Origin of the sequence: Brachymonas moutaii (nom. illeg.), assembly GCF_049977365.1 — a bacterium.
Taxonomy (GTDB): Bacteria; Pseudomonadota; Gammaproteobacteria; order Burkholderiales; family Burkholderiaceae_C; genus Brachymonas.
On record NZ_JBNGEN010000011.1, the window covers coordinates 26,715 to 52,340 of the forward strand.

Here is a 25,626-nt window from a genome sequence, read left to right on the forward strand (position 1 = left end):
CCCCTTTCCACTGCATCTTTTCCACTCACCATGCTGCCCGTCTCCGCCCTGCGCGACTTCCGCCCCCTCGTGTGCACTCCCAGCCATGACGGCAAGTACTTTCACAACTACATCGTGAGCCTGCTCAACCTGCAGGCCCACAGCGTGCGCCTCGGGCTCGACCTGCAGATCAGCCTGCACGCGGGCGAGAGCCTCATCACCCGCGCACGCAACAACTGCGTGGCAGCCTTTCTCGCCAACCCGGCCTGGACGCACCTCATCTGGATCGACTCCGACATCGGCTTCTCGCCCGATGCCGTGTTCCGCCTGCTGCTCTCCAACCACGACATCGCTGCCGGCGTCTACCCGCTCAAGTACGAGAACTGGCCCGCCGAAGGCGTCCCTGCCGGCACGACCCGCGAGGAATTCAACGCCCGCCATGCGCGCTACACCGTCAACACCGACGCCAACACCGATGGCAAGGTGGTGCTCGACATCGACGAGGACGGCTTCCTCACCGTCACCGAGGCCCCCACCGGCTTCATGGCCATCCGGCGCGAAGTCTTCCTGGCCATGATGCAGCACTACCCCGAGCTGCGCTACGTGCCCGACAGCATCGGCCACGAGGACCAGGGCCTGCACTACCGCTTCTTCGACGTGATGGTGCACCCCGTCTCGCGCCGCTACCTCTCCGAGGACTACGGTTTCTGCTGGCTGTGGTCGCAGATGGGCGGCAAGATCCACCTCGACGCCAACTCCAACCTCAGCCACCAGGGCCAGAAGCTCTACCGGGGCGACTTTGCCGCCTCTCTCGCCGCCAACCTGCCTGGAGCCGTCGGCGCGCCGGTCGGCCTGCCCATGGAACTCCACGGCATGCAGTACCTGCACGCCAACCCCGCCGGTCCGGCCTGAGGCCTCCGGCACGTCCCCCCTGCACCGCTCCGCTGCTCCTTTCCTTTCTGCCCCACGCCATGAAATTCCAAGGTTCCTCCCACTACGTCGCCACCGATGACCTCCGCCTGGCCGTCAACGCCGCCATCACCCTCCAGCGGCCGCTGCTGGTCAAGGGCGAACCCGGCACCGGCAAGACCATGCTGGCCGAGGAAGTCGCCCGCGAGCTCGACATGCCCCTGCTGCAGTGGCACATCAAGAGCACTACCAAGGCCCAGCAGGGCCTGTACGAATACGATGCCGTGAGCCGCCTGCGCGACTCCCAGCTGGGCGAGGACCGCGTCCGTGACATCCGCAACTACATCGTCAAGGGCGTGCTGTGGCAGGCCTTCACGGCCGAGCAGCCAGTGGCACTCCTGATCGACGAAATCGACAAGGCCGACATCGAATTCCCGAACGACCTGCTGCGCGAGCTCGACCGCATGGAGTTCTACTGCTACGAGACGCGCGAGCTGGTCCGCGCCAGGCACCGCCCCCTCGTCTTCATCACCAGCAACAACGAAAAGGAGCTGCCCGACGCCTTTCTGCGCCGCTGCTTCTTTCACTACATCCAGTTCCCCGACACACCCACGCTCGAAAAGATCGTGGCTGTGCATTTCCCCACCCTGCACCAGGACCTGCTCGCCGCCGCGCTGGAGGCCTTCCAGACCCTGCGCTCCGTGCCCGGCATCAAGAAGAAACCGAGCACCAGCGAGCTGCTCGACTGGCTGCGCCTGCTCATGGCCGAGCACATCCCCCCGGAAGCCCTGCGCACCGGCGAAGGCGGCAGCATGACCACCCCGCCGCTGCTGGGCGCCCTGCTCAAGAACGAACAGGATCTCTCCCTGTTCGACAAGCTCGTCGCCATGCAGAACCGCCGCCGCTGAACCTCCTCCGCCCCTGCCATGGACAAACATCCCTCTAACTCCACCGCCGCCCTGCCTGCGGACGAACCCGTCAGCAGCGCCGAGCGCGCACGGGCCGCCAGCCGCAGCACCTGGGTCAGCGTCGGCGTCAATCTCTGTCTGTCGTGCGCGCAGATCCTGGTCGGCCTCGTGGCCCATTCCCAGGCTCTGGTGGCCGACGGGCTGCACTCGCTCTCCGATCTGTTCGCCGACTTCGTCGTGCTGGTGGCCAACCGCTTCAGCTCCGCCGCCTCGGACGAGGACCACCACTACGGCCACTACCGCTACGAGAACGCCGCCTCGCTCGTCATCGGCCTGCTGCTGCTGGCCGTGGCCACCGGCATGCTGTGGTCCGGCGTGCACAAGGTGCTCGCCCCCGAGGCCATCACGCCCGCCCACGCCAGTGCGCTGTGGGTCGCGGGGGCAGCCCTGATCGCCAAGGAACTGCTCTTTCGCTACATGCTGGCCGTGGCCCAGCGCGTGCGCTCGACCCTGCTGGTGGCCAACGCCTGGCACGCCCGCTCGGACGCCGCCTCCTCGCTGATCGCGCTCGTGGGCATCGGGGCCAGCCTGCTTGGCCACCCCGTGCTCGACCCCGTTGCCGGGCTGGTGGTGGGGCTGTTCGTGCTGCGCATGGGCTTTTCCTTCACCTGGGCGGCGCTCAGCGACCTCATGGACCACTCGGCCGACGCGGCGGACAATGCCCGCATCGAAGACCTCATCCGCACCACGCCCCAGGTGGCCGGACTGCACAACCTGCGCACCCGCAAGATGGGCGACCTCATCCTCGTGGACGTCCACGTCGAGGTGGCCGGCACCCTCAACGTGCGGGAGGGGCATGACATCGCCCTGCGCGCGCGCGACCGCGTGCTCGACGCGATGCCGCAGGTGCTCAACGTCATGACCCACATCGACCCGGTCTGAGGCCGGGCACCGGCCCTCTCCCGTTTTTTTCGCTTCTGCCATGTCCCAGCCCCGCCCCATCGATCCCGTTCCAGTCACCCTGCGCCTGCAGGGCATCCGGCTCGAACCGCTCGCCCCCACGCATGCCCCGGGACTGGCCGCAGCTGCCGCCGATGGCGCGCTCTGGGAGCTGCGGGTGGCCAGTGTGCCGGCTCCGGGAGATGAGGCCAGCTACATCGCCACGGCGCTGCGCATGCAGGCCGCAGGAGAGCGCCTGCCCTTTGCCGTGATCGACGAGGCCAGCGGGCGCGTGCTGGGCTCCACGGGCTACCACGGCATCCTGCGCGACATCGGACGGCTGGAGATCGGCTACACCTGGTACGCCCGCAGCGTCCAGCGCAGCCATGTCAACACGAGCTGCAAGCTCATGCTGCTTGCCCACGCCTTCGATACGCTGGGAGCTGCCGTCGTGGGATGGCGCACCGACATCCTCAACACGGCCAGCCAGCAGGCCATCGAACGGCTCGGCGCCCGCAGGGACGGCGTGCTGCGCCACCATGCCCTGCGCCGCGACGGCACCGTGCGCGACACCGTCATGTACAGCATGCTCCGGGAGGAATGGCCGGCAGCCCGCCCCCATCTGCAGGAACGGCTGACCCGCCACGCATCCGGGCTGTAGAACCGCTGCTCAGTCAGGAGCGGACTGACTGCGGCCGGGTCAAGTCAAGGCAGGACCAGTCCGGTCGACTGCCGCCGTCCGCACACACTCATTCAATGCAGGCTGGCGAGCCTGGGCAGGTGTTCTTCGGGCAGCACTTCGGAGAGGCGCTCCTGCACCTTGGCGGCATACGTGGGGTTGGTCGCCTCGGCAAAATGGCGCGCGCCCCGCAGCAGGTGCCCCACCAGCTCGTTCTCATCCGCGCTGGTCTGAATGTCCACCGCCAGGGCAGAGGCCTCCATGCTGCGCACAAGCTGGAGCATGTCGAGGATGTACATCTTGGCCGCCACGATGGACCGCCGCGCGGCCGGGCGTGTCCGGGCCGGCTGCGCAGCCGCAGCCACGGGCTCGGCCTCTTCGCGCGTGACGATGGGAGCCACGGCAGGCGTCGTGTCCTTTTCCACCGGGCGGGCCGCACGCTCGGCCACAGGCTCCGCCACCGGAACGGCAGGCCGGGTCACGATGGGCGCAGGCGCCTGCGATGGGGTGGGCGTGGCCTCGCGGGAGCCAAAGAGCCGACCGAGGAGGGAACGCTGATCTTCCGGCCGCCCCTCAGAAGCACTCGGCGGAGCCGCATGCGGAGCGGATGCACCGGGCGTGCGCACCGGACGGATCAGTCCCATGTCTTCGAGCTTGATGAGAATGTGCAGCGCCTCCTCGCCCATGGTCTGGAGCATGCGCCGGCTGGCGTCCGACCCCGTGGCCAGCACCATGATCTGACGCTCCCGCACCGTGAGCGTCTTGCTGCGTGACTGCAGAATTTCGAGCCCTGCTGCCGTGTATTCCATGACTTCCTCCCCGGTGGCACGTCACCACCCGCGCTGACAACCCTACGGGCGCGACTATAGGAAGTCTGTTTGACAATACGATGAAACATCTCCCCTGTGCACGTGGGGAGATGGGCAGTTTCACACGGGTGCAGCTCCCGCAGACGCAGCCCCCTGCGATGGACCCCGAAGATCCACCGGCTCGATCAGTCGTCCTTGAGGAGACTGGCCATGCGTTGGGTGTATTCGAGCGGAAGGATGTCGCGCAGCTTGGTGCGCATGTGGCCCGCGCGCTCCTCTCCCGCCATGCGCAGGAAGTACCCTGCCCCTTCGGTGAAGGCCCGCAGAAGGTCGATCGGCTCACTGGCAGCTCCGATCTGGAGGGCCAGTTCCTCGGCTCGCGGCTGCGCCAGGGTCCGCAGCATCGCCTGCAGGTAGAGCTGCGTGGCCTTGGCCGAGCGCACGGGGCTGCTGTCGGCGGCATCCGGGGCTGCCGGCTGAGCCTCGGGGGCGGGAGCCATGGCAGCTGCATGGGCCGTCATGTCCGACAGGCTGCGCAGGGCCTCTTCGGCGGCACGGCGCTCCTCTGCGCTCTGGGGCTTGGCCGCCGCATAGAAGTCGGCATCGAGAAAACTCCCCATCACCGCCTCAGGTGCACCCGGCACCTTCAGGAACCCCCGTGTCTGCAGCTCGCGCACCAGATGCTCGCCCTCTGCACCCATGGCTTCGAGGAGCTTGATATTGCATTCAGCATCGCTGGTGGCGAGCCGCATGATCTGGCGCTCCCGCACGGACAGTACACGCGAACCGTTTTTGAGAGCTTGCCGGCCAGCCTCTGTGCATTCCATCAACATCCGTATGCTTTCTGCTATAACTTCAACGATCTCCCTGCCACCTGAACTTCTCTTTCGGCAGAAAGTGCATGCTGCGTCATGCCCCTGACACCCGGGTATGCATGTATGCGCAGTTTTGGAGTTATAGCACGCAGCTTTTCTGTGCACCATAGGGTGGTGGGTGGTTTTTTTGCCTTATAGGGCGCCGAATACCGCTGTTTTGATGGAAGTCAATCGTTCATGCTGATCCCCTTTTTCCAGGCTCTGCGCCAGGCAGGCGTCCCGGTGTCGGTGCGGGAGTTCCTCTCCCTGCTCGAAGCCCTGCAGGCGCAGGTGATCGGCCCGGAAGCCGATGTCTGCGGCATGGACGATTTCTACCACCTGGCCCGCACCTGCCTCGTCAAGGACGAACGCCACTACGACCGCTTCGACCAGGCGTTTGGCCTGTACTTCCAGGGCATCGAACAGGTGTTGGATGTGCTGCGCGAGCTGCCTGACGACTGGCTGCGCAAGACGCTGGAGCGTCACCTGAGCCCGGAGGAGCGGGCCGCCATCGAGGCCATGGGCTGGGACGAGCTCATGGAGACGCTGCGCAAGCGCCTGGAGGAACAGAAGGAGCGCCACGCCGGCGGCAACAAGTGGATCGGCACCGGAGGCACATCGCCCTTCGGGCATGGCGGCTACAACCCGGCCGGCATCCGCATCGGGGGGCCGGGCCGCAACCGCAGCGCCGTGAAGGTGTGGGAGCAGCGTACCTTCCGCGACTACGACGACACCCAGGAGCTCGGCACCCGCACCATCAAGATGGCGCTGCGCAGGCTGCGCTCCTTCGCACGGCGGGGCGCCGCCGACGAGCTGGCGCTCGACGAGACCATCCGTGCCACGGCCGCCAATGCCGGCTGGCTCGACATCCGCATGCGCCCCGAGCGCCGCAACGCTGTCAAGGTGCTGCTGCTCATGGATGTGGGTGGCAGCATGGACGACCATGTGCAGCGGGTGCAGGAGCTGTTCAGCGCCGCGCGCGCCGAGTTCAAGCATCTGGATTTTTTCTACTTCCACAACTGCGTCTACGACCACGTGTGGCGCAACAACCATCGCCGCTACGCCGAGAAGTTCTCCACCTGGGACATTCTGCGCACCTACAACAAGGACTACCGGCTGGTGTTCGTGGGCGATGCCACCATGAGTCCCTACGAAATTCTCCAGCCCGGCGGCAGCGTGGAGTACACCAACGAGGAGGCCGGCGCCGTGTGGCTGCAGCGGTTGCTGCAGGGGTTCCCCAAGTATCTGTGGATCAATCCCGAGCCGCAGGGTGTGTGGCCCTACCGCCCCAGCGTCGACCTGATCGGCCAGATCATCGGCCATGACCACATGGTGCCGCTGACGCTCAAGGGACTCGAACAGGGTGTGCAGCTGCTGACCTGAAGCAGGGCGCACCGTACCGGAATCCGCTACAGTCGGCAGGTCACGATGCGCATGTTCCATGAATTCTCCGCGACCGCTTGCCCGCACTGACAGGGCTGTCTCCCTTCTCCTGTTCCCCCGCGCGGCGGGACAGGGTCTGCGTGCGTGCCTGGCAGGGTGCCTGGGGGCCATGCCCCTGGCCTGGGCCGCCAGCAGTACGGCTTCGGGCACCGTCCCTGCTGCTGCCGCATCGGCGGTGCTGCTGCCGTCTTCACCGGCATCGGTTCCGCTGGCTGCCTCGACGCACGCTGCGGCCTCTGCTGCGGCATCTCCCGCGTCCTCTGCGTCTGCCTCGGAGCCCGGCTTTGCGCCGGTGGCCCAGGGGCAGACCTTCACCATTCGCATCGAGGCGCCAGAGGACATCCGCACTTTCGTGGACCACTACCTGGAGCTGCACAAGTACCAGAAGGTCAGCGACCTCGACGCGGTCGAGCTGCAGCGCCTGCTCGACCTGTCCGACACCAACATCCGCCAGCTGCTGGGCACGCAGGGCTACTTCACCCCCACCATCACGCAGAAGCTCGAACCGGCATCGGCCACGCCCCCCGCAGCCTCCGCGTCAGCCCCTGCGGCAGCGCTGCCTGAGGTGCACATCACCATCGACCCCGGCCCCAAGACCACCATCGGCGCGGTGGATGTGGGCTTTGCGGGCGCCATTGCCTCCGCTCCCACGGCCGTCCGGCAGCTTGCCTCTGCACGCACGCGCTGGTCCCTGCCCACAGGCAGCCCGTTCACCCAGACGGCCTGGAGCACGGCCAAGGCCGAGACGCTGCAGCGCCTGCAGAACCGGCGCTTTCCCACGGCACGGCTCGTGCAGAGCCGCGCCGAAGTCGATCCCGACACCCACACGGCGCACCTCGTGGTCGATTACGACTCGGGCCCGCTCTACCGCTATGGCCCGCTGCGCATCCAGGGCGCCCAGCGGTACGACCCCAAGATCATCGAGCGTCTGGTGCGCCTGCCGGTCGGCTCCGAATACCGCCAGCGCGACCTGCTCGATGCCCAGCAGCGCCTGCTCGACAGCGGCTACTACAACAGCGCCTTCGTCACCCTCGATACAGACGCCCACACCGATCCGGCCGCCGCGCCGGTGACGGCTCAGGTGCGCGAGGCCAAGCTGCAGCGCGTAGTGCTCGGGGTGGGTGTGAGCACCGATCGTGGGCCGGGCGTGACCATGGACCACACCCACAACCAGCTCCCCGGCCTCGGCTGGCGCGCGCTGACCAAGCTGGAAGTCGACAAGAAGCTCCAGACCTTCAGTACCAGCCTGCTGTCGCCGCCGGATGACGGGCTCTGGCACTGGATGACCAATGCCACCGCCTCGCACGAGCATCTCACGGACCATACCCAGACCACCCAGCAGCTCAAGTTCGGCCGCACCAAGACCGACCGGGAGATCGACCGCACCGTGTATCTCGCCTACGACCGCAGCAAGGCCGACTACACGGACGGCAGCCGCATCAACGCACAGGCACTGAGCGCGAACTTCATCTGGACCTATCGCCGCTTCAACAGCACCACCTTTCCCACGCGCGGCTATGGCGTGGGCATCGAGGTCGGCGGCGGCATGACGCTGCACCCGCGCCGCATTCCGTTCACGCGGGTGGTGGGGCGGTATCTGGGCTTTCTGTCCCTCGACGACAGCCTCGGGCAGGGCCTGCGCGACGCCCTGCCGCTGCCCTCGCAGATCAAGGCAGCCGCCACGGGTCAGGCTGCCGCCGCGAGCGACGCCTCCGACGACCTGCAGCGGCAGGCGGCGGCTGCCCTGCGCCAGCGGCAGCGCCGCAACGGCGAGCTGGTGTTCCGCATCGAAGGCGCCGGTGTCTACACCAAGAGCGATGCCGTGATTCCGCCGAACCTGCTGTTTCTGGCTGGCGGCGACACCACGGTGCGCGGCTATGGCTACCAGGAACTGGGCGTCACCAACGCCAACGGCATCGTGGTGCCGGGGCGCTACCTGGTCACCGGCAGCGTGGAGTACCGGCGCCCCATCTTCAGCGCGGGCAAGCGCACCAGCTGGGACAGCGTGGCCTATGTCGACGCCGGTGCCGTGGCCGATGCGCCATCGGGCCTGCACCCGCTGCGCATCGGCATCGGCACGGGGGCGCTGTATCGCAGCCCGGTCGGGCCGATCCAGATGTCGGTCGCCTACGGGCTCTATACCCACAAGCTGCGCCTGCACCTCAACCTGGGATTCACGTTCTGATGCCGGCCTCCGATCTCCCGCCCTCTTCCGATTCGCAAGCGCCCCTGACGCCCGCCCCCGGGGAGGCGCCAGCCGCCTCTCCAGAGCCATCCACCGCTCCCGCACGCCCCGTGCCCCCCACCCGCTGGCAGCGTGCACGGCGCGCGGCACGCCGCACCGTGCGCTGGAGCCTCTGGTCCCTGCTGGGGGGAGTCGTGCTGCTGGCACTGGCACTCGGCGGACTGTGGGCCTGGTCGGCGCGGGATCAGTCCCTCGCCACCGTGGTGCGCATCGTGCAGGGCTACCTGCCTGCCACCATGTCCCTGCAGGCCGAAGGCGTATCGGGCACCGTGCGCCACGGGGGACACATCGAGCGGCTGGTGTACACCCGCACCGGCACCGATGCGGACGGCTACACCGGCGGCACGCTGGTGGTCACGCTGGACCGGATCGACGTGGCCTGGGAGCTGGCCGCCCTGTGGGATCGGGCCACCCGGTTCAGCCAGGTCCATGCACGCACCGTGACCTGGCAGGACACGCGGGTGAAGAAGCCCCTCACGTCCCCCACGCAGCCCCTGCAGTCGCTCACGCTGCCCATCGGGGTAGAGCTGCCCTTCTCGATCGATACCCTGCGCCTCGTGGGCAAGCCGCAGGAGCAGGCCGACATCCGCGCCGACACCCCGGCCGAGGCGGCTTCTGCTGCGGCATCGGCCCAGCGTGCGCAGACTGCACGCACGCAGGCCACTTCCCGCGCCACGCCGCCGGCACAGGTCCCGGCCTCGCCAGACACAGTCGTCACCCAGCTGCGCGGGCGCTATCGCTACGACCGGCTCACCACCCACCACCAGCTCCAGATCGATGCGCTCACCCTCGCGCAGGGGCATTACCGCGCTGCCCTCGACCTCCAGGGCGCTGCCCCCATGGCCCTGCAGGCGCAGGCCTCTGCCGTGCTCGATCTGCCGGCAAGTGCCAACCGCTCGGCCCAGCGCCTGCTTGCGGCCCTGGGTGCAGCAGGCACCCTGTCGGGCACGGACGCCCTGCTGGCCGTCGAATCCCATGTGCGCCCCGTGGCGATCCCCGCCGCATCTTCTGCCTCTGCCCCCGGCCGCGCGCACACCACGGCCGCAGTCAAGTCAGGTTCCCGCACGACTACCCCTGATGTGCCGACACAGCTCGACCTGCGCGCGCGCCTTTTCCCCTGGCAGACCCAGCCCATCGCCAGCGCCCAGGCCCAGTGGCAGGCACTGGATCTGCAGGCTTTCTGGCCTGCCGCACCACGCACCCGGCTGCAGGGCCAGCTGGATCTCCAGCCCCTCTCCGGCAGTGCCTCCGCCGCCAGCGGGGCCAGCCCCACCGCCACCACCCCCGGCATGCTGGGCGCACTCGGCCCCGCGCACTGGCAGCTCAAGGCCCAGATCACCAACCAGGGCAGCGGCGCCTGGGACCGGGGGCTCCTCCCGCTCGACCGGCTCGACACCCTCATGCAGTACCGTGCTGGCTCCCTCGACATGACCCGCCTGGCCGTGCAGATCGCCAAGGGACAGATCGAGGGACACGGAAGCTACCGCCCCCGGACCGGCTGGCTGGGCGCCCTGTCCATCCGCCATCTCGACCCCGCCCTGTTCGACAGCCATCTCGCCGCTGCACCAATCAGCGGCACGATCGAGGCACACAGCACCGCCGCTGCCGCCGTCTCGGCCCAGGCCCCCATCGCCTTCAAGGCACGGCTGGCCTCGGACGGCGGCAGCCGCACAGCCCGCCGTGCAGCAGACCGCCAGCTCGCGCTCGACACCGTGACCGTGCAGGGCAGCTGGAACGGCCAGGTACTCGATCTTCCGACCCTCGACATGCGCGCATTCGGCGCCACCCTGCAAGGCCATGCCCGCTACACCCCGTCCTCTCCGAACGTGTCGGGCCGACTTGCCCTGGCACTGCCCGGCGCCACGGCACAGGTCGATGGCGCACTCGGCGCCGCCACCGGACAGGGCACCCTGCGCGCCAGCATCACCGACCTGCACCAGCTCTCCTCCTGGCTGACCCAGTGGCCAGGCACCGATGCCCTGCGCCGTCAGACGCTCACCGGACAGGCCACTCTGGATGCCAGCTGGACGGGCGGCTGGCAGAACCAGGGACGAGCCCTGCAGCTCAAGGCCCGTCTCGCCGCCCCGACCTTGTCCATGCAGGCCCAGAGCCCTGCCACAGCTCCCCGCACCGAGGTGCGCCAGATGCTGCTCGCAGCCAGTGGCCCTCTGTCTCGCCTTGTTCTGCAAGCCTCTGCCGAGGCCCAGCAGGCCACCCACCACCTCACCGTGGCCCTCGACGGCACCGCCGGCCTGCTCTCCAGTGGCTGGGCGGCCCATCTGCGTGCCACCCGACTCCTCCTGCGCGAAAACCGCACAGGTGCCGCCCCCTGGACCGCCACTCTCACCCAGCCCGTGACGCTGGACCTCACCCGCGACGCCCAGGCCCTGGACATGCGTACCGGCGCCTGGCATGTCGTGCTGGCAGGAGCGGCCTCCGGACAGCCCCGCCTCGATGCCGACCCCCTCCATTTCCGGCTGCAGGGACAGGGCTATACCCTCAGCAGCAAGGGCCGACTGGCCGACGTCCCCCTGAGCTGGCTGGATGCCCTCAGCAACCACGCCCTCAGCGGCAACAGCCTCGCCGGAGACATGGTGCTGGCCGGCCAGTGGGACGCCCAACTCGACCAGGGGCTGCACCTTACCGCCACCCTGGCCCGCTCCCGGGGGGATCTGGTCGTGCTCGGCGGCAGCGCAGGCACCGGCGCGCGCATGGCTGCCGGCGTCCGTGACGCACGCCTCACCCTGCAGGGCAGTGGCAACGCCCTCCATGCCGCCCTGCACTGGGACAGCGCCAACGCCGGCACCGCCGACCTCCAGCTCGCCACCCGGCTCGTGTCGCAATCGGGCGGCTGGAGCCTGCCCGGCACCGCCCCCGTACAGGGCACCATCCGTGCGGACCTCCCCCAGCTCGGCATCTGGAGCCTGTTCGCCCCTCCGGGCTGGCGCCTGCGCGGCACCCTGCAGGCACAGGCCACCGTCGGCGGCACCCTGCAATCCCCTACCCTGCAGGGCACCCTGAATGCCGACGAACTCGGCGTCCGCTCGGTCGTCGACGGCATCGAATTCAACCACGGCACCCTCCGCACCCGCCTGTCGGACAACCGCCTCGACATCGACACCTTCACGCTTCAGGGCGCCCCCCAGCAGGGCCAATCCGGCGGCAGCCTACGCATCAGCGGCAACCTGCAGTGGGGCGACGGCGGCCAGCCGCTCCTCCACACCCTGCGGGCACAGCTTGCCACCCACCTCGACCGCCTCCAGCTCTCCACCCTGTCCGACCGGCAGATCGTGCTCTCGGGCGACATGCAGACCCAGCTCGCCGCCCTGCGCCTCACCATGCGCGGCGCGCTGCGCGTGGACCACGCCTACTTCGTCCTGCCCACCGACACCGCCCCCAGCCTCGATGACGACGTCATCGTCCTGCCCAGCAAGCGCCACCCCCGCGCCACGCAGGCCACCGCCCGGGACAACTCCTCCACCTCCAGCGCCCCCACGACCACCCCGGCACAGACTGCTCCATCCTCCGGATCGGCCTCCGCGCAGAACAACGGCATCGTGCCCGACATCCACGTCACCCTCGACATGGGAGACGACCTGCGCGTGCGCGGCCGCGGCCTCGACACCCGTCTGCGCGGCCAGCTCACCATCGACAACGGCCCCACCCTGAACGCCCTGCCCCGCCTCAACGGCACCATCCGCACCGACCGTGGCACCTTCCGCGCCTATGGGCAGGAGCTCACCATCAGCAGCGGCCGCCTCATCTTCACCGGCGCCGCCAGCAACCCCACCCTCGACATCTCCGCCGTGCGCCCCAACCTGTCCAGCGACGTGCAGGTCGGCGTGCGCGTGCGAGGCACCGCCCAGCACCCCACGGTGCAGCTCTTCTCCGACCCCGAGATGACCGAGCCCGAAAAACTCTCCTGGCTCGTCCTCGGCCGCTCCTCCAGCAGCACCGCCGACACCGCCCTGCTCCAGCAGGCCGCGCTCGCCCTGCTGGCCGGACAGGACGGCAAGGGCCTCACCGGCGAACTCGCCGACGCCCTGGGCCTCGACCAGCTCTCCTTCGGCAACACCACCAGCAGTACCTCGTCCAGCAGCACCACCTCCAGTGGCCTCGCCGGCAGCAGCGTCACCCTCGGCAAGCACTTCAGCCGCAACTTCTCCATGGCCTACGAACGCTCCCTCGACGCCACCATGGGCACCCTCTACTTCTTCTACGACCTCACCCGCCACCTCAAGCTGCGCGGAGAGACCGGCACCGAAAGCGCCATCTCCCTCATCTACACCATCAGCTACGACCACCTTCACTGACCTGCCCAGCAAACGCTCTGGGGCTACAATGGCGGCACATCGCACAGGCCCCTGCCGCGCGACAGCCGCCGTAGTTCAATGGATAGAACGAGCGCCTCCTAAGCGCTAGATACAGGTTCGATTCCTGTCGGGGGCGCCACCCATCTGCCCGCATGCCGCCTCCGGCATCGCGGGTTTTTTATGGTCCTTGTCACGGGCCCGGCTTGGGCCACGTGACATTGTCAACACACAGTGACAAATACCTGACATTGGTTGCGCGCGCGCGGTTTTTTCGGGCTGTTCCTGTCGCACAATGCATCCAGACAGTTACCCCACCGCAGGGTTTGCGGTCTTGATGACTTGGAGAAGGTCAGATGAAGAAATTCCTCGCTATCGCATGTGCTGCCGTCGTGACGGCCCTGAGCACTCCCAGCTTTGCCCAGATGTCCGCTCCGGCTGCCGCTCCCGGCATGGCCCGCGCCGAAGCCGCCCACCAAGCCCATCGCGACGTGCGCCAGCAACGCCGCATGGAACGCCGCGAAATTCACCGCGAACGCCGTGAGCTGCGCCGTGAACACCGCGCCGAACGCCGTGCCCTGCGCCATGAGCGCCGGGCAGAACACCGCGCCATGCGCGCCGAGCACCGCCCCGGCATGGGTGTGGGCATGCCCGCTCCCCGTCCGTAAGGCACTGGCCCAGGGAGCTGCGCACGCTGCTGCCAGCCCCCTGTTGCCACTCCTCCACAGGCCGCCACCAGGCGGCCTTTTTCATGCCTGTCGCTCAGAAAAAGCTGGCGGCGATGTTGATCGTCATGGCCAGCACCACGGCATTGAAGGCATAGGCAATCACGCAGTGCACGAGTCCCGTGCGCCGCATATGCCGGTTGGAAAACTCCACATCGGCCGTCTGCCCTGACGTGGCGATGATGAAGGCACAGTAGAAGAAGTCCATGTAGTCCGGCAGCGGCGTGCGCGGGAACTCCAGCCCCGGATTGGCCTTGCAGTCGATGCGCAGGGCCTCGTAGTAGTCATGCGCATAGATGAGCGCATACATGGTGTGGATGTAAAGCCATGCCATGCACACCGTGACCGCCGTGAGGCCCACATGCGCCACCCGGGAAATGCCGTGCATGTCCTTGGCAGTGGCCAGCTGGGCCACCACGGCCACCAGCGCAAGCACGATGGCCACGGCCGACAGCGCCACGGTCACCCCCCTCGCCTCCGACTGGAGCTTGGCGTGCCGCCGGATGCGGTCCACGCTCGCTCCCCAGCACATCTGCAGCACCGCCAGCAGATACACCAGCACCCCCGCGTTCCAGGCCACCAGAAAATGCGTGCTCGGACGGGCATGCCACACATAGGGCAGCAACCCTCCCACGGCCATGCCCAGCGCAATGCTGGCAAAAAGGCGGGGATGCGAACGCAGGGTCTTCATGATGTTCCTGAAAGCACGGGCATCCTGCCTCGGCCGTGCGATACGGCAGACGACAGGCCCTTCGGAGAAGCCTTCATTGTCCTGCAGGCAGGACCTTCATTTTTTGTCATTTCGCCACACTTGAGCCGGGCCGAGAGAGGCCCGACAGCTCCTGTGCGGGAATTTTCGACAGTCTGCCGGACTGGGCCTGTCTCCTGTCACGGACTTGTGGTGCAATCGAACTGCCCGGAAGTGAGGGCGTTTCCATCCACCTACAAGGAGCATGTTCCATGCGTAAAGTGATTCTGTTGGGCGCACTCGCCCTGGCCATGTCCGGCAGCGCCTTCGCCCTGACGCCCCAGCAACAGCTCATGGGCACCTGCAACGCCCAGGCCAAGGCCGCCAACAAGACCGGCGAAGCACGCAAGGCCTTCATGAAGTCCTGCCTGTCTGCCAAGCCTGCCGCCCCGATGGCCGCTTCGGCTCCCGCTCCGGCAGCCAAGCCCCTGACGCAGCAGGACAAGATGAAGGTCTGCAACAAGAACGCCGCCGGCAAAAAGGGCGACGAGCGCAAGGCCTTCATGAAGTCCTGCCTGAGCAAGTAAGCCCCTCTCCCGGCATTCCTCGATGCCGGGGCGGGGTCTCGGGTGTGCACATGGTCCTGCCGCCCGAAACACAAAGAGCGCCTCGCGAGAGGCGCTCTTTGTCATGGCGGGCATGATGGGCGTGACCGGCGGTGTGCCGGAACATGCCCGGCGCAGAGGCTCACGCGCTGCGGCGCAGACGCTCCGAGAGCTCATCGACCACTTCGGCCCATCCGCCGTCCCGGCACAGCTCCTCGCGCAGAAAGCGTGCCTGGCTGGCAGTCCAGAAAGGGGCTTCATGAAGATGAACAAAATTGCTCAGCGTGCGATGCTTGGCAATGAAGGTCTCGATACCCTCGGGACTGGCATCGAGCCCCAGCTGCTCGAACAGGGCGGGCATATCGTAGTTACCGGTATACATGGTGTGCTCCTCGGAAAAGGGAAAGATCCGCATCGCCTGCGCGGCGGATCAGCAAAAAGGGAACTGCCTCTGCATCATATCCGGCCGTCTTCGGGAACCTGCGGGGACAGCCCCGGCTCCGGAGCGGAGGCGGCATGTGCGGCATCTGCGGTCAGCACTTCGGCCACCCGGGGATAGCGTCTGGCCAGCAGCTCATGCAGCCCGAACTCCTCGGCAATGGCCTGCATGCGTTCGGCCGCACTGCGCTTGCGATGGCCGGTGTAATGGGCCAGGATCAGCTCGTTCTTGAGGCTGTGCTCCCAGCCCACGAGCTCCGTCACGGTGACGCTGTACCCCTGCGATTCGAGGTAGAGACAGCGCAGCACGTTGGTGATCTGGCTGCCGATTTCACGCGTGTGCAGCGGATGCCGCCAGAGCTCCGCCAGCGGAGTGCGTGCCAGCTGCAGGGCCTTGCCCTGTCGCAGACACGAGGCCACTTCGGCCTGACAGCAGGGCACGAGCACCATGTCGCGCGCATGCTTGGCCAGCCCGAACGCAATGGCGTCGTCAGTGGCGGTGTCGCAGGCATGCAGGGCCGTCACCACGTCGATCTGCTCGGGCAGCTCCGCGCTGTGCTCGGACTCCTGCACGGTCAGCGGCAGAAAGGCCATGCGCTCGAATCCGAGTCGGCGCGCGAGCTCCTGCGACCGCTCCACCAGCTCGCGTCGAGTCTCGATGCCGTAGATCGTGCCACCCGTACGCTGCGAGAAATACAGGTCATAGACGATGAAGCCCAGATAGGACTTGCCTGCCCCGTGATCGGCGAGCGTGACCTCCTGCCGTCCCCCTGCCTCCAGATCCTGCAGGATCTTCTCGATGAATCCGTAGAGGTGATAGACCTGCTTGAGCTTGCGCCGCGAATCCTGGTTGAGCTCGCCTTCGCGGGTCAGGATGTGCAGCTCCTTGAGCAGCTCGATCGACTGCCCCGGCCGCAGGGCCTGCCGCACCTGCTCCTGCCGTGCCTCGGCCTTGCCAGCCGCCGCGTGGCGAGAGCGCTCCTGTCCGCGTGGGCGGACAGTCCGTGTGTCATTCATGCGTTCATTCCTGTGTATGCCCATGCACCGGGCAGCGGGACACCCACTCCTCCGGGGTCACATGGGCCGTGATGCCCAGCTTTTCCCAGCCTTCATGCCCCATCTCCTCCAGCAGGGCCATGTTGCGGTCCGGTATGCCTTCGACATCCGGATAGGTATCGACCGCCAGATCGATGCTCTCCTCGCGCAGCAGGTGCAGCGTGGGATAGGGGGCCTGGTTGGTGGCATTGCCGATGTCGTCTTCCTCGGTGCCATCGAACTGGTAGCGCGGATGGAAGGTGGCAATCTGCAACACCCCCTCCAGCTCCAGGTCCGCCAGAATTTCCTCTGCTGCCCCGGCAAAGTCGTTGAAATACAGAAAATCGTCGAACATGGCCGGAAACACCAGCAGCGTCGTCTCGCGCTCTTCCAGTGCACAGGAGGCCAGTGCCACCAGCTCGTCGTGCACGGCCTGCAGCGCTTCCTCCTCGGTCTGGGCGGCGCTTACCGTCACCTGCAGCCGCCCCTTGCCTACCGATCCCTTGGCAAACGGACACAGGTTGAGGCCGATCACGGCCTTGTCCACCCATTCGAGCGTATCGGCACGCACCTGATCGGTCAGGGGATGGGCAGGATGCGAAACATTCTCGGACATGACAAATTCCTCCAGATCCAGGGCGGGGATTCAGGCCACCTGCCACTCGCGTCCGGTGAGCTCCTGATGGGCCCGGAGCGCAAAGCGGTCGGTCATGCCTGCAATATAGTCCGCCACGGCCCGTTCGGTATCCTGGCGGCATGCAAATTCGGGTTTCATGGCTTCGGGGTGTGCACGGTAATGCGCAAACAGATCACGCACCACCTGCTGCGCCTGCTCCATGGTGTGCATCACATGCGGATGGCGGTAGAGCGAATGCAGCAGCACCTGCTTGAGCCGCGCCGACTCCTCCCGCATGGCGGCACTGAAGCCGACCAGCGGCGGACACTGCCGCACGTCGTCGATCGACATCGGACGGTGCTCCTTCAGGGCCGCCTGGGTCGCGTCGATCACGTCATACACCTGTTCGCTGAGCATGCGCCGGATGGTTTCGTACAGCACCCTGCGTCCTGCCAGCTGCGGCCACTCGCGCACCACCCGCGCATGGTGGCGAGCCACCAGTGGCACCTGCAGCACGTGCTCCCATTGCAGCAGTCCGCTGCGCAGACCGTCGTCGATGTCATGGGCGTTGTAGGCGATCTCGTCGGCCAGATTGCACAGCTGCGCTTCCAGCCCGGGGCGTGTGCCATCGACAAAACGCCGCCCCACCCCACCCGGCTCGCGCTCCTCCAGCCACCGGGCGTTGCGGGCCGAACAATGCTTGAGAATGCCTTCGCGGGTCTCGAAGCACAGATTGAGCCCATCGAAATCCGGATAGCGCTGCTCCAGCACGTCCACCACCCGCAGGCTCTGCATGTTGTGCTCGAACCCGCCGTGGTCCTTCATGCACGCATGCAGCGCATCCTGCCCCGCATGCCCGAAGGGGGTATGCCCCAGGTCATGCGCGAGCGCAATGGCCTCTGTGAGGTCCTCGTCGAGCCCCAGGGCGCGGGCGATGCTGCGCCCCAGCTGCGCGACCTCCAGGCTGTGCGTGAGCCGGGTGCGAAACAGATCCCCTTCGTGGTTCAGGAACACCTGCGTCTTGTACACCAGACGCCGGAATGCCGACGAGTGCACGATGCGATCCCGGTCACGCTGGAAATCTCCCCGCGTCGGGGCCGCCGGTTCGGCATGTCGCCGCCCACGCGAATGCAGGGGATGCGCAGCCCAGGGCGCATGGCCCTCGGGCGCCACCCCCAGCGCCTCGCGCACCTCGTCGTGCAGATCAGGAATGTAGACCGCCATGCGCGTGCCCTGTGCCGCGCCTCAGCGGGATGCCGAGCAGGCTGCGATGACCTCGGCCACCATGGCATCGGGGGCGGTGGCCAGCGCAGCCTCCCCCGGATGGGCCAGCACCACGAAACGGATATGCCCGGCCTCCGCCTTCTTGTCCACCTGCATGTGATGCAGCCAGGCCTGCACATTGGCGTCCTCCGCCTCCGCCAGACGGGGCGCCACCACCGGCAGACCTGCCCGCTCCACCAGCGCACGCAGCCGCTGCACGAAAGCCGCATCCACCAGTCCCAACCGGCAGGACAGCTCGGCCCCCATCACCATGCCGCATCCGACCGCCTCCCCATGCAGCCATACGCCAAATCCCAGACCCGCTTCGATGGCGTGTCCGAACGTATGGCCAAAATTGAGGATGGCCCGCATGCCGCCCTCCTGCTCGTCCTGCCCCACCACCCAGGCCTTGATCTCGCAGCTGCGCCGCACTGCCACGGCCAGCGCCTGTGCATCGCGCGCGCGCAGGGCTTCGACATGCGTCTCCAGCCACTCCATGAAGGCCATGTCCGCGATCGGTCCGTACTTGATGACTTCGGCCAGCCCGGCGCTCAATTCGCGGTCCGGCAGCGTATCGAGCGTGCGCATATCCGCCACCACCCTGCGGGGCTGGTAGAACGCCCCGATCATGTTCTTGCCCAGCGGATGGTTGATGGCGGTCTTGCCCCCCACCGAGGAGTCGACCTGGGCAAGCAGCGTGGTAGGCACCTGCACAAAAGGCACTCCCCGCATGTAGCAGGCAGCGGCAAATCCAGTCATGTCCCCGATGACGCCCCCCCCGAGCGCGAACAGCACCGTCTTGCGGTCACACTGCCGTGACAGCAGGGCATCAAAGATCTGCTGCAACGATTCCCAGGTCTTGTACGCCTCGCCATCCGGCAGTTCCAGCACATGCACGTGGGCATAGTGCGCTGCGAGTTGCGCCACGAGCGCATCGGCATACAGGGGAGCCACCGTGGTGTTGCTCACGATCATGGCATGACTGGCCCTGGGCAGCCCCTCCCAGGTCTGCGGGCTGTACAGCCCCCCGCTGGAAATATCGATCGCATAGCTGCGATCCCCCAGCGCAATCGGCACCTGGGCGCTGACGCCTGCACCACCCGCCTGCCATGCGGGCAGCGGCACAAGGGTTTCGAAACGGGAGAGGGAAACAGTATCGGAAGCAGTGGAGAGGGTCATGCTGGCATTGTGACGCAGGAACGGCCCTTTCCCATCACGACACCCTCGCGGGGCCCATTGCACCCGCGTTTTTTCCGGTGCTCAGCGCACTGCCTGCTGCAGGTGTTCCGGCGAGGAGCAGGAGCTGCCCCCTTCCGATCGCTGCTGGGGCAATGCCTCCGGAGGCTCGTCGCCCCCATCCTGCGGAGCCATGCCGGCCATTTCCAGCTGCATGGCAATGTGATTGACCAGCGTCTGCACCGGCGTCCGGGTCGTCTCGATCACATAATGCGCTGCATCACGGTACTGGGGATCGCGTGCCTTGAGCATCTGCTGCAGCTTGCCGCGCGGATTGCCCACCTGCAGCAGCGGCCGCTTGGTATCGTGTCGCAGCCGCCGGAACAGCTCGTCGGGCGTGGCGCGCAGATACAGCACCGTACCTCCCTGACGCATCAGCGCACGGTTCTCGGGTCGCAACACCGAGCCCCCCCCGGTGGACAGCACGCACGGGCGGCCCTCTTCCACCAGCCGGCGCAGCATCGCTGTCTCCAGATTCCGGAAGGCCTCCTCGCCCTCGGCCTCGAAAAAAGTCCGGATCGACATGCCGATCTCCTCCTCGATGGCCTGGTCGGTGTCGATGAAGGGCAGCGCAAAGCGCCGGGCCACATGTCGGCCCGCCGAGGACTTGCCCGAGCCGGGCATGCCGATGAGAATGATCACGACGTTCGCCTCACAATGCATGAAGATCGATGGACAGGGAGAGTCGGCATTCTAGAACGACACCTCTGGCCAGAACAGCGCCCCCGTGCAAGGACAGCATCCGTCCCCTCACATGCACCTGAAACGAAACGCTCGCCGCCCCATAGAAAAAGGGGCCGGTTCCCCGGCCCCTTTCTGTGGTCGCACGTGCTCTCGGTCTCTCACTGCATCGCAGCCCGCGAGCTGACGATCTTGGGAGAGATGAAGACCAGCAGTTCCGTCTTCTTGGTCGACTTGGTCGTGTTCTTGAAGAGGTTGCCCAGGATCGGGATGTCGCCGAGCAGCGGCACCTTGGTCACGTCCTTGTTGTTGGTCATGGTGTAGATGCCGCCGATCACCACCGTTCCGCCATTCTCGACCAGGACATTGGTCTGGACATGCTTGGTGTTGATGGCGTAGCCATCGGTCGTGGCCTGTCCGACCGAATCGTTGGTCACGTCGACATCCATGATCACATTGCCTTCGGGCGTGACCTGCGGCGTCACCTCCAGCTTGAGGTTGGCCTTGCGGAACTGCACCGAAGTGGCACCACTCGACGTGGCGGACTGGTAGGGCAGCTCCGTACCCTGCTCAATGATGGCCTTGGTCTGGTCCGCCGTCACCACACGGGGACTCGACACCACCTTGCCCTCGCCGTCCGCTTCCAGCGCAGAGATTTCCAGCGTCAGGAAACGGGAGGCACCCGACGAGAAGATCGACACCGCCATGGCTGCCGCACTGTAGCCGTTCTGTGCCGTGGCCGGCAGATTGAACAGCGTGCCGCCGTTGGTGGAATTCGAGGTATCGATTCCGATGCCTCCACTGGTGGAAGACCCTCGTCCAGTGCCAGTCGTCCCGTTGATCCCCAGCTTGGCCCCCAGCGAACGCCCCCAGCTGTCGGTGGCCTCCACGATGCGTGCCTCGATCATGACCTGACGCACCGGCACATCGAGCTTCTGCACCAGGGCCTGCACCTGCTCCAGCACCGAAGGCACATCCGTCACGAACAGCTGGTTGGTCCGCGATTCGGCGATCACCGATCCCCGTGCACTCAGCATCTTGGTCGAGTTGCCCGAACCGCCCGAACTGCTCTGTCCGCTCAGCCCCTTGGCGATGTCCACGGCCTTGGCATAGTTGAGCTGGAAGGACTGTGTCTGCAGCGGCTCGACATCCGAGACCGCCTTGCGGTTTTCCAGTTCCTGCTTTTCCTTGGCGGCTAGCTCGTCCTTGGGCGCAATCCAGATCACGTTGCCGCTCTTCTTCATGCCCAGACCCTTGGCCTGGAGAATGATGTCGAGTGCCTGATCCCACGGAACGTCCTTGAGCCGCAGCGTGACGCTGCCGTTGACCGAGTCGGAAGTCACGATGTTGAAGTTCGTGAAGTCCGCAATGACCTGCAGCAGCGCCCGGATCTCGATGTTCTGGAAGTTGAGCGACAGTTTCTCGCCGTGATAGCCACGCCCCTGGGTCAGCTTGTTGGGATCGGTCTGCAGCGGATGCACCTCGATGACCAGCTGGTTGTCGCTCTGGTAGGCAGAATGCTCCCACTCCCCGCGCGCAGCAATGACCATGTGCACCCGGTCGCCGGTCTGGGTCGTGGTCACGCTCTGCACCGGGGTGCCGAAGTCGGTCACGTCCAGACGCTTGCTGAGGGAAGGCGGCAGCGAGGACTTGAGGAAGTCCACCACCAGATTCTGGCCTTGCGGCTTGATGTCGACGCCCACCTGGCTGCTGGGCAGATCCACCACGATGCGGCCGCTGTTGTCCGCGCCACGGCGGAAGTCGATGTGCCGCAGCCCCATCACATGCCGGTTGACGCTGGGGGCAAAGGTGCGGGGAGCCACATTCGCAACCGTGGCTGCTGCCACGGGATCGAGCGTGATCAGCACCGTCTTGCCGCTGATGGTGGCGCGGTAATTGGTGGCCTGCTTCAGGCTCAGCACCACACGGGAACGCTCACCGCCCTGCACGACCTGGGCAGACCGCAGATTGCCCTGGTTGAGCTCGATCATGCCGCGCGGCAGCTTGCTGCCCACGCCCGGAAAATCGAGTGCAATCCGTGCCGGACTCTGTACCACGAAGCCTTCCGGCACCTTGGACAGCGGCTCTGCCATGTCGATGCGAACCACTTCGGTACCGCCCTGCAGGGAGCCAGAGACGTGTTCGATGGCATTCTGTGCCATGGCTGCCGCGCTGACGACGACTGCAGCCAGCCCCACCAGACAGCGCATGCCCAGCCTGCCAAAAGGATGACGCATGGTTTTCATTTCTTGGTTCCCTCTTTGGTGCCCTCTTGCAGATCCAGCGTGGTTGTGCGCTCGATCCATTCACCGGCCGCATCCTGCGCGATTTCGTGCAGCGTGACCTGATTTTCCTTGATTTCAGTGATGCGCCCGTAGTTCTGGCCCATGTAGTCCCCCACGTGCGCCTGATACAGAAGGGTATCGACCTTCACGAGTGCGATCGGCTGGCCGTTCTTCTGCAGCATGCCCACATAGGAGATCGTGTCCAGCGGATAGGATTCGAGCGGCTGCTTGCGCCGGTTCTGCTCCTTGAGCAGCAGGGGGTTGTTGGCTGCTGCTGCATTGATGCCGAGGGCATTCGCCAGACGGTCGAAGCTGAAGGGATCGGCCCCCTGCTGGGGCGCCTTGTAATCCAGGGCCACATAGGGCTTGGGCTCGGGCAAGGGCCGCACCGACGGACGGGCTGCACGCTGCTGCTGCTGCATCCACTCCTTGGTGCCGTCGATGGTGGAATTGCTGCATCCCACCAGCGCCAGCGAAACGCCCAGCACGCTCAGCGACGCACGGAACAGGGTGTGGTTCATGGCTTGCCTCCTGCGGGTTGCGAGGCGGATGCAGCCGGTGCACCGCCCTTCTTGCCCTTGGCGTTCTGCTGCTGCACGGCCATTTCGCTCTTGTCCAGATAGCGGTAGGTATTCGCCGTGGCATGGAGCCCCAGCGCACCGCCTTCCTTGGCCTGCGTGACCTCGATGTTGCTGAGGGTCACGATGCGCGAAAGATGGGCAATGTCTGCCGCAAATCCGGCCACGTCAGGGAAGCTGCCGGACACCTTGATGTCGACGGGAAGCAGGGCATAGTAGTCCTTGATTTCTTCCTTGGCTGGCTTGAACAACTCGAACTGCAGGCTCCGCCCCACACCGGCCTGGTTGATGTCGGAGAGCAGTGCATCCATTTCGGCACGGCCCGGCAGCTGCTTCTCGAGCTGCACCACATACTGCTCGACCTGCTGGCGCTGCTTGCGCAGCGGCTCCAGGTTGACGACCCTGGCGTACTTATCCACGTAGTCCTTCTTGAGCTCGGTCTCCTGCTTCTGACGCTTGGCCAGTTCATCCATCTGATCGTTGATGAGGAAATACCAGGCCCCGGCAAACACCACCAGTGCCACGCCCACGCACAGCAGGATGCGCGGCAGAAGGGGCCAGGACGAAGGATTGCTGGTGTCAAGGCCACGGAACTGTTCCGCGATCCGCTCGCGCAGCTCGACGAAATCGATGTCCTTCTTGATTTTGAGTGTTGCCATGCCTTACCCCTTGTTCGCACTTGCAGGCGCCCTGGGCTTGCCAGCCGGTGCATCCTTGGTTTCTGGCTGCTTGAGCGTCAGGGTCATCTTGAAGCCATAGGCCTTGCTCTTGCCCTTGTTGTTAGGCAGCGTGACGTCCTGCACCGTGGTTTCTTCCAGCTGGGGGCTCTTGGCCAGCAGCGTGGAATCCCTCAGGTTGCGCAGGAACTCGGACACCCGTTCATTCGACTGTGCCACACCGGCAATGGCCACCGTGTCCTTGGTCTGCTTGATGCTGGTGAGATAGGCACCGTCAGGAAGCTTGGCTGCCAGCTCATTGAAGAGCTGCACCGGATCGTTGCGCTGCTGCTGCAGACCTTCCACCGCCTGCTGCCGCTCGTGCAGGGCGGCAATCTCGGATTCCAGGTTCTGGATGTCCTTGATCTTCACATCGAGGGCGCTGTTTTCCGCCTTGATGAAGGTATTCACCCCTTCCTGCTGGGAAATGAGGATCTGGTAGTAGGCATAGACCAGCCCGGCCAGTGCCAAGCCAGCCACTCCGGCCATGCCCAGCACCACATTGAACATCTGCTGGCGACGCTTGCGCGCCGCCTCGCGATGGGGAAGCAGGTTCACCAGAATCATGATGCGAATCTCCGCATGGCCAGACCACATGCCGTCAGGAAGCCAGGTGCATCACGACGCAGCTTGCGGTCCTTGAGCGCCGGGCCCATGGTCATGCCGTCAAAGGGGTTGACCAGCAGGCAGGGCACATCGGCTGCCGCGGTAATGACCTCGGTGAGCTTGGGCAATGCGGCAGATCCTCCTGCCAGCATGATGTAGTCCACCTTGTGATAGGGCGTGCTGCTGTAGAAGAACTGCAATGCCGCCTGCAGCTCCTGGGCCAGCCGCTCCATGAAGGGCTGAAGCACCACATGCGAATAATCGTCGGGCAGCTGGGCATTGACCTTCTTGGCCTCGGCTTCCTCGAAGGTCATGCCGTAGTACTTGGCAATGTGCTGGGTCAGCTGGATGCCCCCGAAGGTCTGCTCGCGCTCGAACAGCACCTCATCGTTGCGCATGACATACACGGTGGTGCTTTCGGCTCCGACATGGGCCAGGGCAATCAGCGCGTCGCGCCCGCCCTTGGGCAGGGTCGACACCAGCCGCCCGCCGGCCAGCTGTGCGGCGTAGGCCGTCACGTCGAGCACCTTGAGCTCGACCCCGGCGGCGCTCATCACGGCCTGCATGTCATCCACACGCTCGCGGCGCGCCGCCACGATCATCACGTCCACGTCGCCGGCCGACACCATGGAGGGCCCCATGATGCAGTAGTCAAGACTGACATCCTCCAGCGGGAAGGGAATGTATTGCCCCGCTTCGCCTTCGACCTGCTGGTCGAGCTCATCTTCGCGCAGCCCTTCGGGCAGCACGACCTTCTTGGCGATGACGGCGGAGGCCGGCAGGGCTGCCGCAACCTGTCGTGCCTTGGTGCCGGACTTGAGAACCACACGGCGGATGGTGTCGACCACCACATCGAACTGCTCGATCTGGCCGTCGGCTCCCACAGCCCCCTTTTCGAGGGGCTCGGCCAGACAGCGCTCAAGTACCCAGTGGCCGGCGGCATCACGATCCAGCTCCACCAGGCGCACGCTGGCGGAACCCACGTCCAGTCCGAGCATGGCCGGCGGTTTTCTGCGAAGCAGATTGTCAAGTATGCTCAACGGAGCCCCCCTGCTGCTGCGGTGTTTTGAAAAAAGATA

23 protein-coding genes and 1 tRNA gene are annotated in these 25,626 nt (G+C 66.2%); 10 read left to right on the forward strand and 14 right to left on the reverse strand.

All coding sequences use genetic code 11. From position 1 onward, the window contains the following. Positions 1 to 30: 30 nt before the first annotated feature. From ACP2WS_RS10575 to ACP2WS_RS10590, 4 genes are read left to right on the forward strand one after another with little or no spacing between them, the layout of a single operon-like run. A complete protein-coding gene (locus ACP2WS_RS10575; protein WP_374493746.1) occupies positions 31 to 891 on the forward strand; it encodes a hypothetical protein in 861 nt (286 codons plus the stop codon). A 59-nt stretch (positions 892 to 950) separates the two neighbouring features. Further along, complete coding sequence (locus tag ACP2WS_RS10580) at positions 951 to 1,796, forward strand: AAA family ATPase (protein ID WP_374493748.1); 846 nt, start codon at positions 951 to 953, stop codon at positions 1,794 to 1,796. An 18-nt stretch (positions 1,797 to 1,814) separates the two neighbouring features. After that, a complete protein-coding gene (locus ACP2WS_RS10585) occupies positions 1,815 to 2,738 on the forward strand; it encodes a cation diffusion facilitator family transporter (RefSeq protein ID WP_426460756.1) in 924 nt (307 codons plus the stop codon). 40 nt (positions 2,739 to 2,778) lie between these two features. Further along, positions 2,779 to 3,396, forward strand: a complete 618-nt coding sequence (locus ACP2WS_RS10590) for a GNAT family N-acetyltransferase (protein WP_426460757.1) — start codon at positions 2,779 to 2,781, stop codon at positions 3,394 to 3,396. A 92-nt stretch (positions 3,397 to 3,488) separates the two neighbouring features. Here the strand turns inward: ACP2WS_RS10590 and ACP2WS_RS10595 are convergent, their stop codons facing one another. Together ACP2WS_RS10595 and ACP2WS_RS10600 are read right to left on the reverse strand one after the other, a co-directional pair. Further along, on the reverse strand, positions 3,489 to 4,223 hold the full coding sequence (locus tag ACP2WS_RS10595) for a hypothetical protein (RefSeq protein ID WP_426460758.1): 735 nt from the start codon (positions 4,221 to 4,223) through the stop codon (positions 3,489 to 3,491). Between the two features lie 185 nt (positions 4,224 to 4,408). Next, complete coding sequence (locus ACP2WS_RS10600) at positions 4,409 to 4,975, reverse strand: hypothetical protein (protein WP_374493754.1); 567 nt, start codon at positions 4,973 to 4,975, stop codon at positions 4,409 to 4,411. Positions 4,976 to 5,275: 300 nt separating this feature from the next. Here ACP2WS_RS10600 and ACP2WS_RS10605 point away from each other — a divergent pair, with 300 nt between their 5' ends. From ACP2WS_RS10605 to ACP2WS_RS10625, 5 genes are all read left to right on the forward strand, one after another. Further along, positions 5,276 to 6,460 (forward strand): vWA domain-containing protein, encoded by a 1,185-nt coding sequence (locus tag ACP2WS_RS10605; RefSeq protein WP_426460759.1) that lies wholly within the window; start codon positions 5,276 to 5,278, stop codon positions 6,458 to 6,460. Between the two features lie 169 nt (positions 6,461 to 6,629). Continuing rightward, on the forward strand, positions 6,630 to 8,705 hold the full coding sequence (locus tag ACP2WS_RS10610; protein ID WP_426460760.1) for an autotransporter assembly complex protein TamA: 2,076 nt from the start codon (positions 6,630 to 6,632) through the stop codon (positions 8,703 to 8,705). Between the two features lie 110 nt (positions 8,706 to 8,815). After that, positions 8,816 to 13,078: a translocation/assembly module TamB domain-containing protein gene (locus ACP2WS_RS10615; RefSeq protein WP_426460761.1), complete on the forward strand. Its 4,263-nt coding sequence runs from the start codon at positions 8,816 to 8,818 to the stop codon at positions 13,076 to 13,078. Between the two features lie 64 nt (positions 13,079 to 13,142). Beyond that, a tRNA-Arg gene (locus tag ACP2WS_RS10620) sits at positions 13,143 to 13,217 on the forward strand. Between the two features lie 214 nt (positions 13,218 to 13,431). Beyond that, entirely contained in the window at positions 13,432 to 13,743 is a 312-nt protein-coding gene (locus ACP2WS_RS10625; RefSeq protein WP_426460762.1) for a hypothetical protein, read from the forward strand. Positions 13,744 to 13,837: 94 nt separating this feature from the next. On the opposite strand, the gene ACP2WS_RS10630 is transcribed toward ACP2WS_RS10625, so the two are convergent. Beyond that, complete coding sequence (locus tag ACP2WS_RS10630; protein ID WP_374493763.1) at positions 13,838 to 14,491, reverse strand: DUF1345 domain-containing protein; 654 nt, start codon at positions 14,489 to 14,491, stop codon at positions 13,838 to 13,840. A gap of 269 nt (positions 14,492 to 14,760) precedes the next feature. On the opposite strand from ACP2WS_RS10630, the gene ACP2WS_RS10635 reads away from it, so the two are divergent. Further along, on the forward strand, positions 14,761 to 15,075 hold the full coding sequence (locus tag ACP2WS_RS10635; RefSeq protein ID WP_426460763.1) for a PsiF family protein: 315 nt from the start codon (positions 14,761 to 14,763) through the stop codon (positions 15,073 to 15,075). 160 nt (positions 15,076 to 15,235) lie between these two features. On the opposite strand, the gene ACP2WS_RS10640 is transcribed toward ACP2WS_RS10635, so the two are convergent. The 11 genes from ACP2WS_RS10640 to ACP2WS_RS10690 all read right to left on the reverse strand — a co-directional run bounded on the left by ACP2WS_RS10640 (position 15,236) and on the right by ACP2WS_RS10690 (position 25,587). Continuing rightward, entirely contained in the window at positions 15,236 to 15,475 is a 240-nt protein-coding gene (locus ACP2WS_RS10640) for a DUF2789 domain-containing protein (protein ID WP_374493765.1), read from the reverse strand. A gap of 74 nt (positions 15,476 to 15,549) precedes the next feature. Then, positions 15,550 to 16,548 carry a class I SAM-dependent methyltransferase gene (locus ACP2WS_RS10645; protein ID WP_426460764.1) on the reverse strand — a complete coding sequence of 333 codons (999 nt, stop codon included), beginning with the start codon at positions 16,546 to 16,548 and terminating at the stop codon, positions 15,550 to 15,552. Between the two features lie 4 nt (positions 16,549 to 16,552). Continuing rightward, positions 16,553 to 17,182, reverse strand: coding sequence for a DUF1415 domain-containing protein (locus tag ACP2WS_RS10650; protein ID WP_426460765.1), 630 nt, complete (start codon positions 17,180 to 17,182; stop codon positions 16,553 to 16,555). A gap of 30 nt (positions 17,183 to 17,212) precedes the next feature. After that, positions 17,213 to 18,406, reverse strand: a complete 1,194-nt coding sequence (locus ACP2WS_RS10655) for a deoxyguanosinetriphosphate triphosphohydrolase (protein ID WP_426460766.1) — start codon at positions 18,404 to 18,406, stop codon at positions 17,213 to 17,215. A 21-nt stretch (positions 18,407 to 18,427) separates the two neighbouring features. Further along, the gene (aroB, locus tag ACP2WS_RS10660) at positions 18,428 to 19,624 is read right to left on the reverse strand and encodes a 3-dehydroquinate synthase (protein WP_426460767.1); all 1,197 of its coding nucleotides are present in this window, start codon (positions 19,622 to 19,624) and stop codon (positions 18,428 to 18,430) included. A gap of 81 nt (positions 19,625 to 19,705) precedes the next feature. Further along, positions 19,706 to 20,323, reverse strand: coding sequence for a shikimate kinase (locus ACP2WS_RS10665; RefSeq protein ID WP_426460768.1), 618 nt, complete (start codon positions 20,321 to 20,323; stop codon positions 19,706 to 19,708). A gap of 200 nt (positions 20,324 to 20,523) precedes the next feature. Beyond that, positions 20,524 to 22,599, reverse strand: a complete 2,076-nt coding sequence (gene pilQ, locus ACP2WS_RS10670) for a type IV pilus secretin PilQ (protein ID WP_426460769.1) — start codon at positions 22,597 to 22,599, stop codon at positions 20,524 to 20,526. A 5-nt stretch (positions 22,600 to 22,604) separates the two neighbouring features. Further along, positions 22,605 to 23,168 carry a pilus assembly protein PilP gene (locus tag ACP2WS_RS10675; RefSeq protein WP_426460770.1) on the reverse strand — a complete coding sequence of 188 codons (564 nt, stop codon included), beginning with the start codon at positions 23,166 to 23,168 and terminating at the stop codon, positions 22,605 to 22,607. Further along, a complete protein-coding gene (locus ACP2WS_RS10680; protein ID WP_374493778.1) occupies positions 23,165 to 23,884 on the reverse strand; it encodes a type IV pilus inner membrane component PilO in 720 nt (239 codons plus the stop codon). The genes ACP2WS_RS10675 and ACP2WS_RS10680 overlap by 4 nt, the downstream gene beginning before the upstream one ends. 3 nt (positions 23,885 to 23,887) lie before the next feature. Continuing rightward, positions 23,888 to 24,508, reverse strand: a complete 621-nt coding sequence (locus ACP2WS_RS10685) for a PilN domain-containing protein (RefSeq protein ID WP_374493779.1) — start codon at positions 24,506 to 24,508, stop codon at positions 23,888 to 23,890. Then, a complete protein-coding gene (locus ACP2WS_RS10690) occupies positions 24,505 to 25,587 on the reverse strand; it encodes a pilus assembly protein PilM (RefSeq protein ID WP_426460775.1) in 1,083 nt (360 codons plus the stop codon). The genes ACP2WS_RS10685 and ACP2WS_RS10690 overlap by 4 nt, the downstream gene beginning before the upstream one ends. Positions 25,588 to 25,626: the final 39 nt, after the last annotated feature.

What these genes read in the sequence shown, in the direction of transcription:
- ACP2WS_RS10575 (WP_374493746.1), top strand. Translation starts at nt 31, where the DNA reads ATGCTGCCCGTCTCCGCCCTGCGCGACTTCCGCCCCCTCGTGTGCACT.
- ACP2WS_RS10580 (WP_374493748.1), top strand. Translation starts at nt 951, where the DNA reads ATGAAATTCCAAGGTTCCTCCCACTACGTCGCCACCGATGACCTCCGC.
- ACP2WS_RS10585 (WP_426460756.1), top strand. Translation starts at nt 1,815, where the DNA reads ATGGACAAACATCCCTCTAACTCCACCGCCGCCCTGCCTGCGGACGAA.
- ACP2WS_RS10590 (WP_426460757.1), top strand. Translation starts at nt 2,779, where the DNA reads ATGTCCCAGCCCCGCCCCATCGATCCCGTTCCAGTCACCCTGCGCCTG.
- ACP2WS_RS10595 (WP_426460758.1), bottom strand. Translation starts at nt 4,223, where the DNA reads ATGGAATACACGGCAGCAGGGCTCGAAATTCTGCAGTCACGCAGCAAG.
- ACP2WS_RS10600 (WP_374493754.1), bottom strand. Translation starts at nt 4,975, where the DNA reads ATGCGGCTCGCCACCAGCGATGCTGAATGCAATATCAAGCTCCTCGAA.
- ACP2WS_RS10605 (WP_426460759.1), top strand. Translation starts at nt 5,276, where the DNA reads ATGCTGATCCCCTTTTTCCAGGCTCTGCGCCAGGCAGGCGTCCCGGTG.
- ACP2WS_RS10610 (WP_426460760.1), top strand. Translation starts at nt 6,630, where the DNA reads ATGCCCCTGGCCTGGGCCGCCAGCAGTACGGCTTCGGGCACCGTCCCT.
- ACP2WS_RS10625 (WP_426460762.1), top strand. Translation starts at nt 13,432, where the DNA reads ATGAAGAAATTCCTCGCTATCGCATGTGCTGCCGTCGTGACGGCCCTG.
- ACP2WS_RS10630 (WP_374493763.1), bottom strand. Translation starts at nt 14,491, where the DNA reads ATGAAGACCCTGCGTTCGCATCCCCGCCTTTTTGCCAGCATTGCGCTG.
- ACP2WS_RS10635 (WP_426460763.1), top strand. Translation starts at nt 14,761, where the DNA reads ATGCGTAAAGTGATTCTGTTGGGCGCACTCGCCCTGGCCATGTCCGGC.
- ACP2WS_RS10640 (WP_374493765.1), bottom strand. Translation starts at nt 15,475, where the DNA reads ATGTATACCGGTAACTACGATATGCCCGCCCTGTTCGAGCAGCTGGGG.
- ACP2WS_RS10645 (WP_426460764.1), bottom strand. Translation starts at nt 16,548, where the DNA reads ATGAATGACACACGGACTGTCCGCCCACGCGGACAGGAGCGCTCTCGC.
- ACP2WS_RS10650 (WP_426460765.1), bottom strand. Translation starts at nt 17,182, where the DNA reads ATGTCCGAGAATGTTTCGCATCCTGCCCATCCCCTGACCGATCAGGTG.
- ACP2WS_RS10655 (WP_426460766.1), bottom strand. Translation starts at nt 18,406, where the DNA reads ATGGCGGTCTACATTCCTGATCTGCACGACGAGGTGCGCGAGGCGCTG.
- aroB (WP_426460767.1), bottom strand. Translation starts at nt 19,624, where the DNA reads ATGACCCTCTCCACTGCTTCCGATACTGTTTCCCTCTCCCGTTTCGAA.
- pilQ (WP_426460769.1), bottom strand. Translation starts at nt 22,599, where the DNA reads ATGCGTCATCCTTTTGGCAGGCTGGGCATGCGCTGTCTGGTGGGGCTG.
- ACP2WS_RS10675 (WP_426460770.1), bottom strand. Translation starts at nt 23,168, where the DNA reads ATGAACCACACCCTGTTCCGTGCGTCGCTGAGCGTGCTGGGCGTTTCG.
- ACP2WS_RS10680 (WP_374493778.1), bottom strand. Translation starts at nt 23,884, where the DNA reads ATGGCAACACTCAAAATCAAGAAGGACATCGATTTCGTCGAGCTGCGC.
- ACP2WS_RS10685 (WP_374493779.1), bottom strand. Translation starts at nt 24,508, where the DNA reads ATGATTCTGGTGAACCTGCTTCCCCATCGCGAGGCGGCGCGCAAGCGT.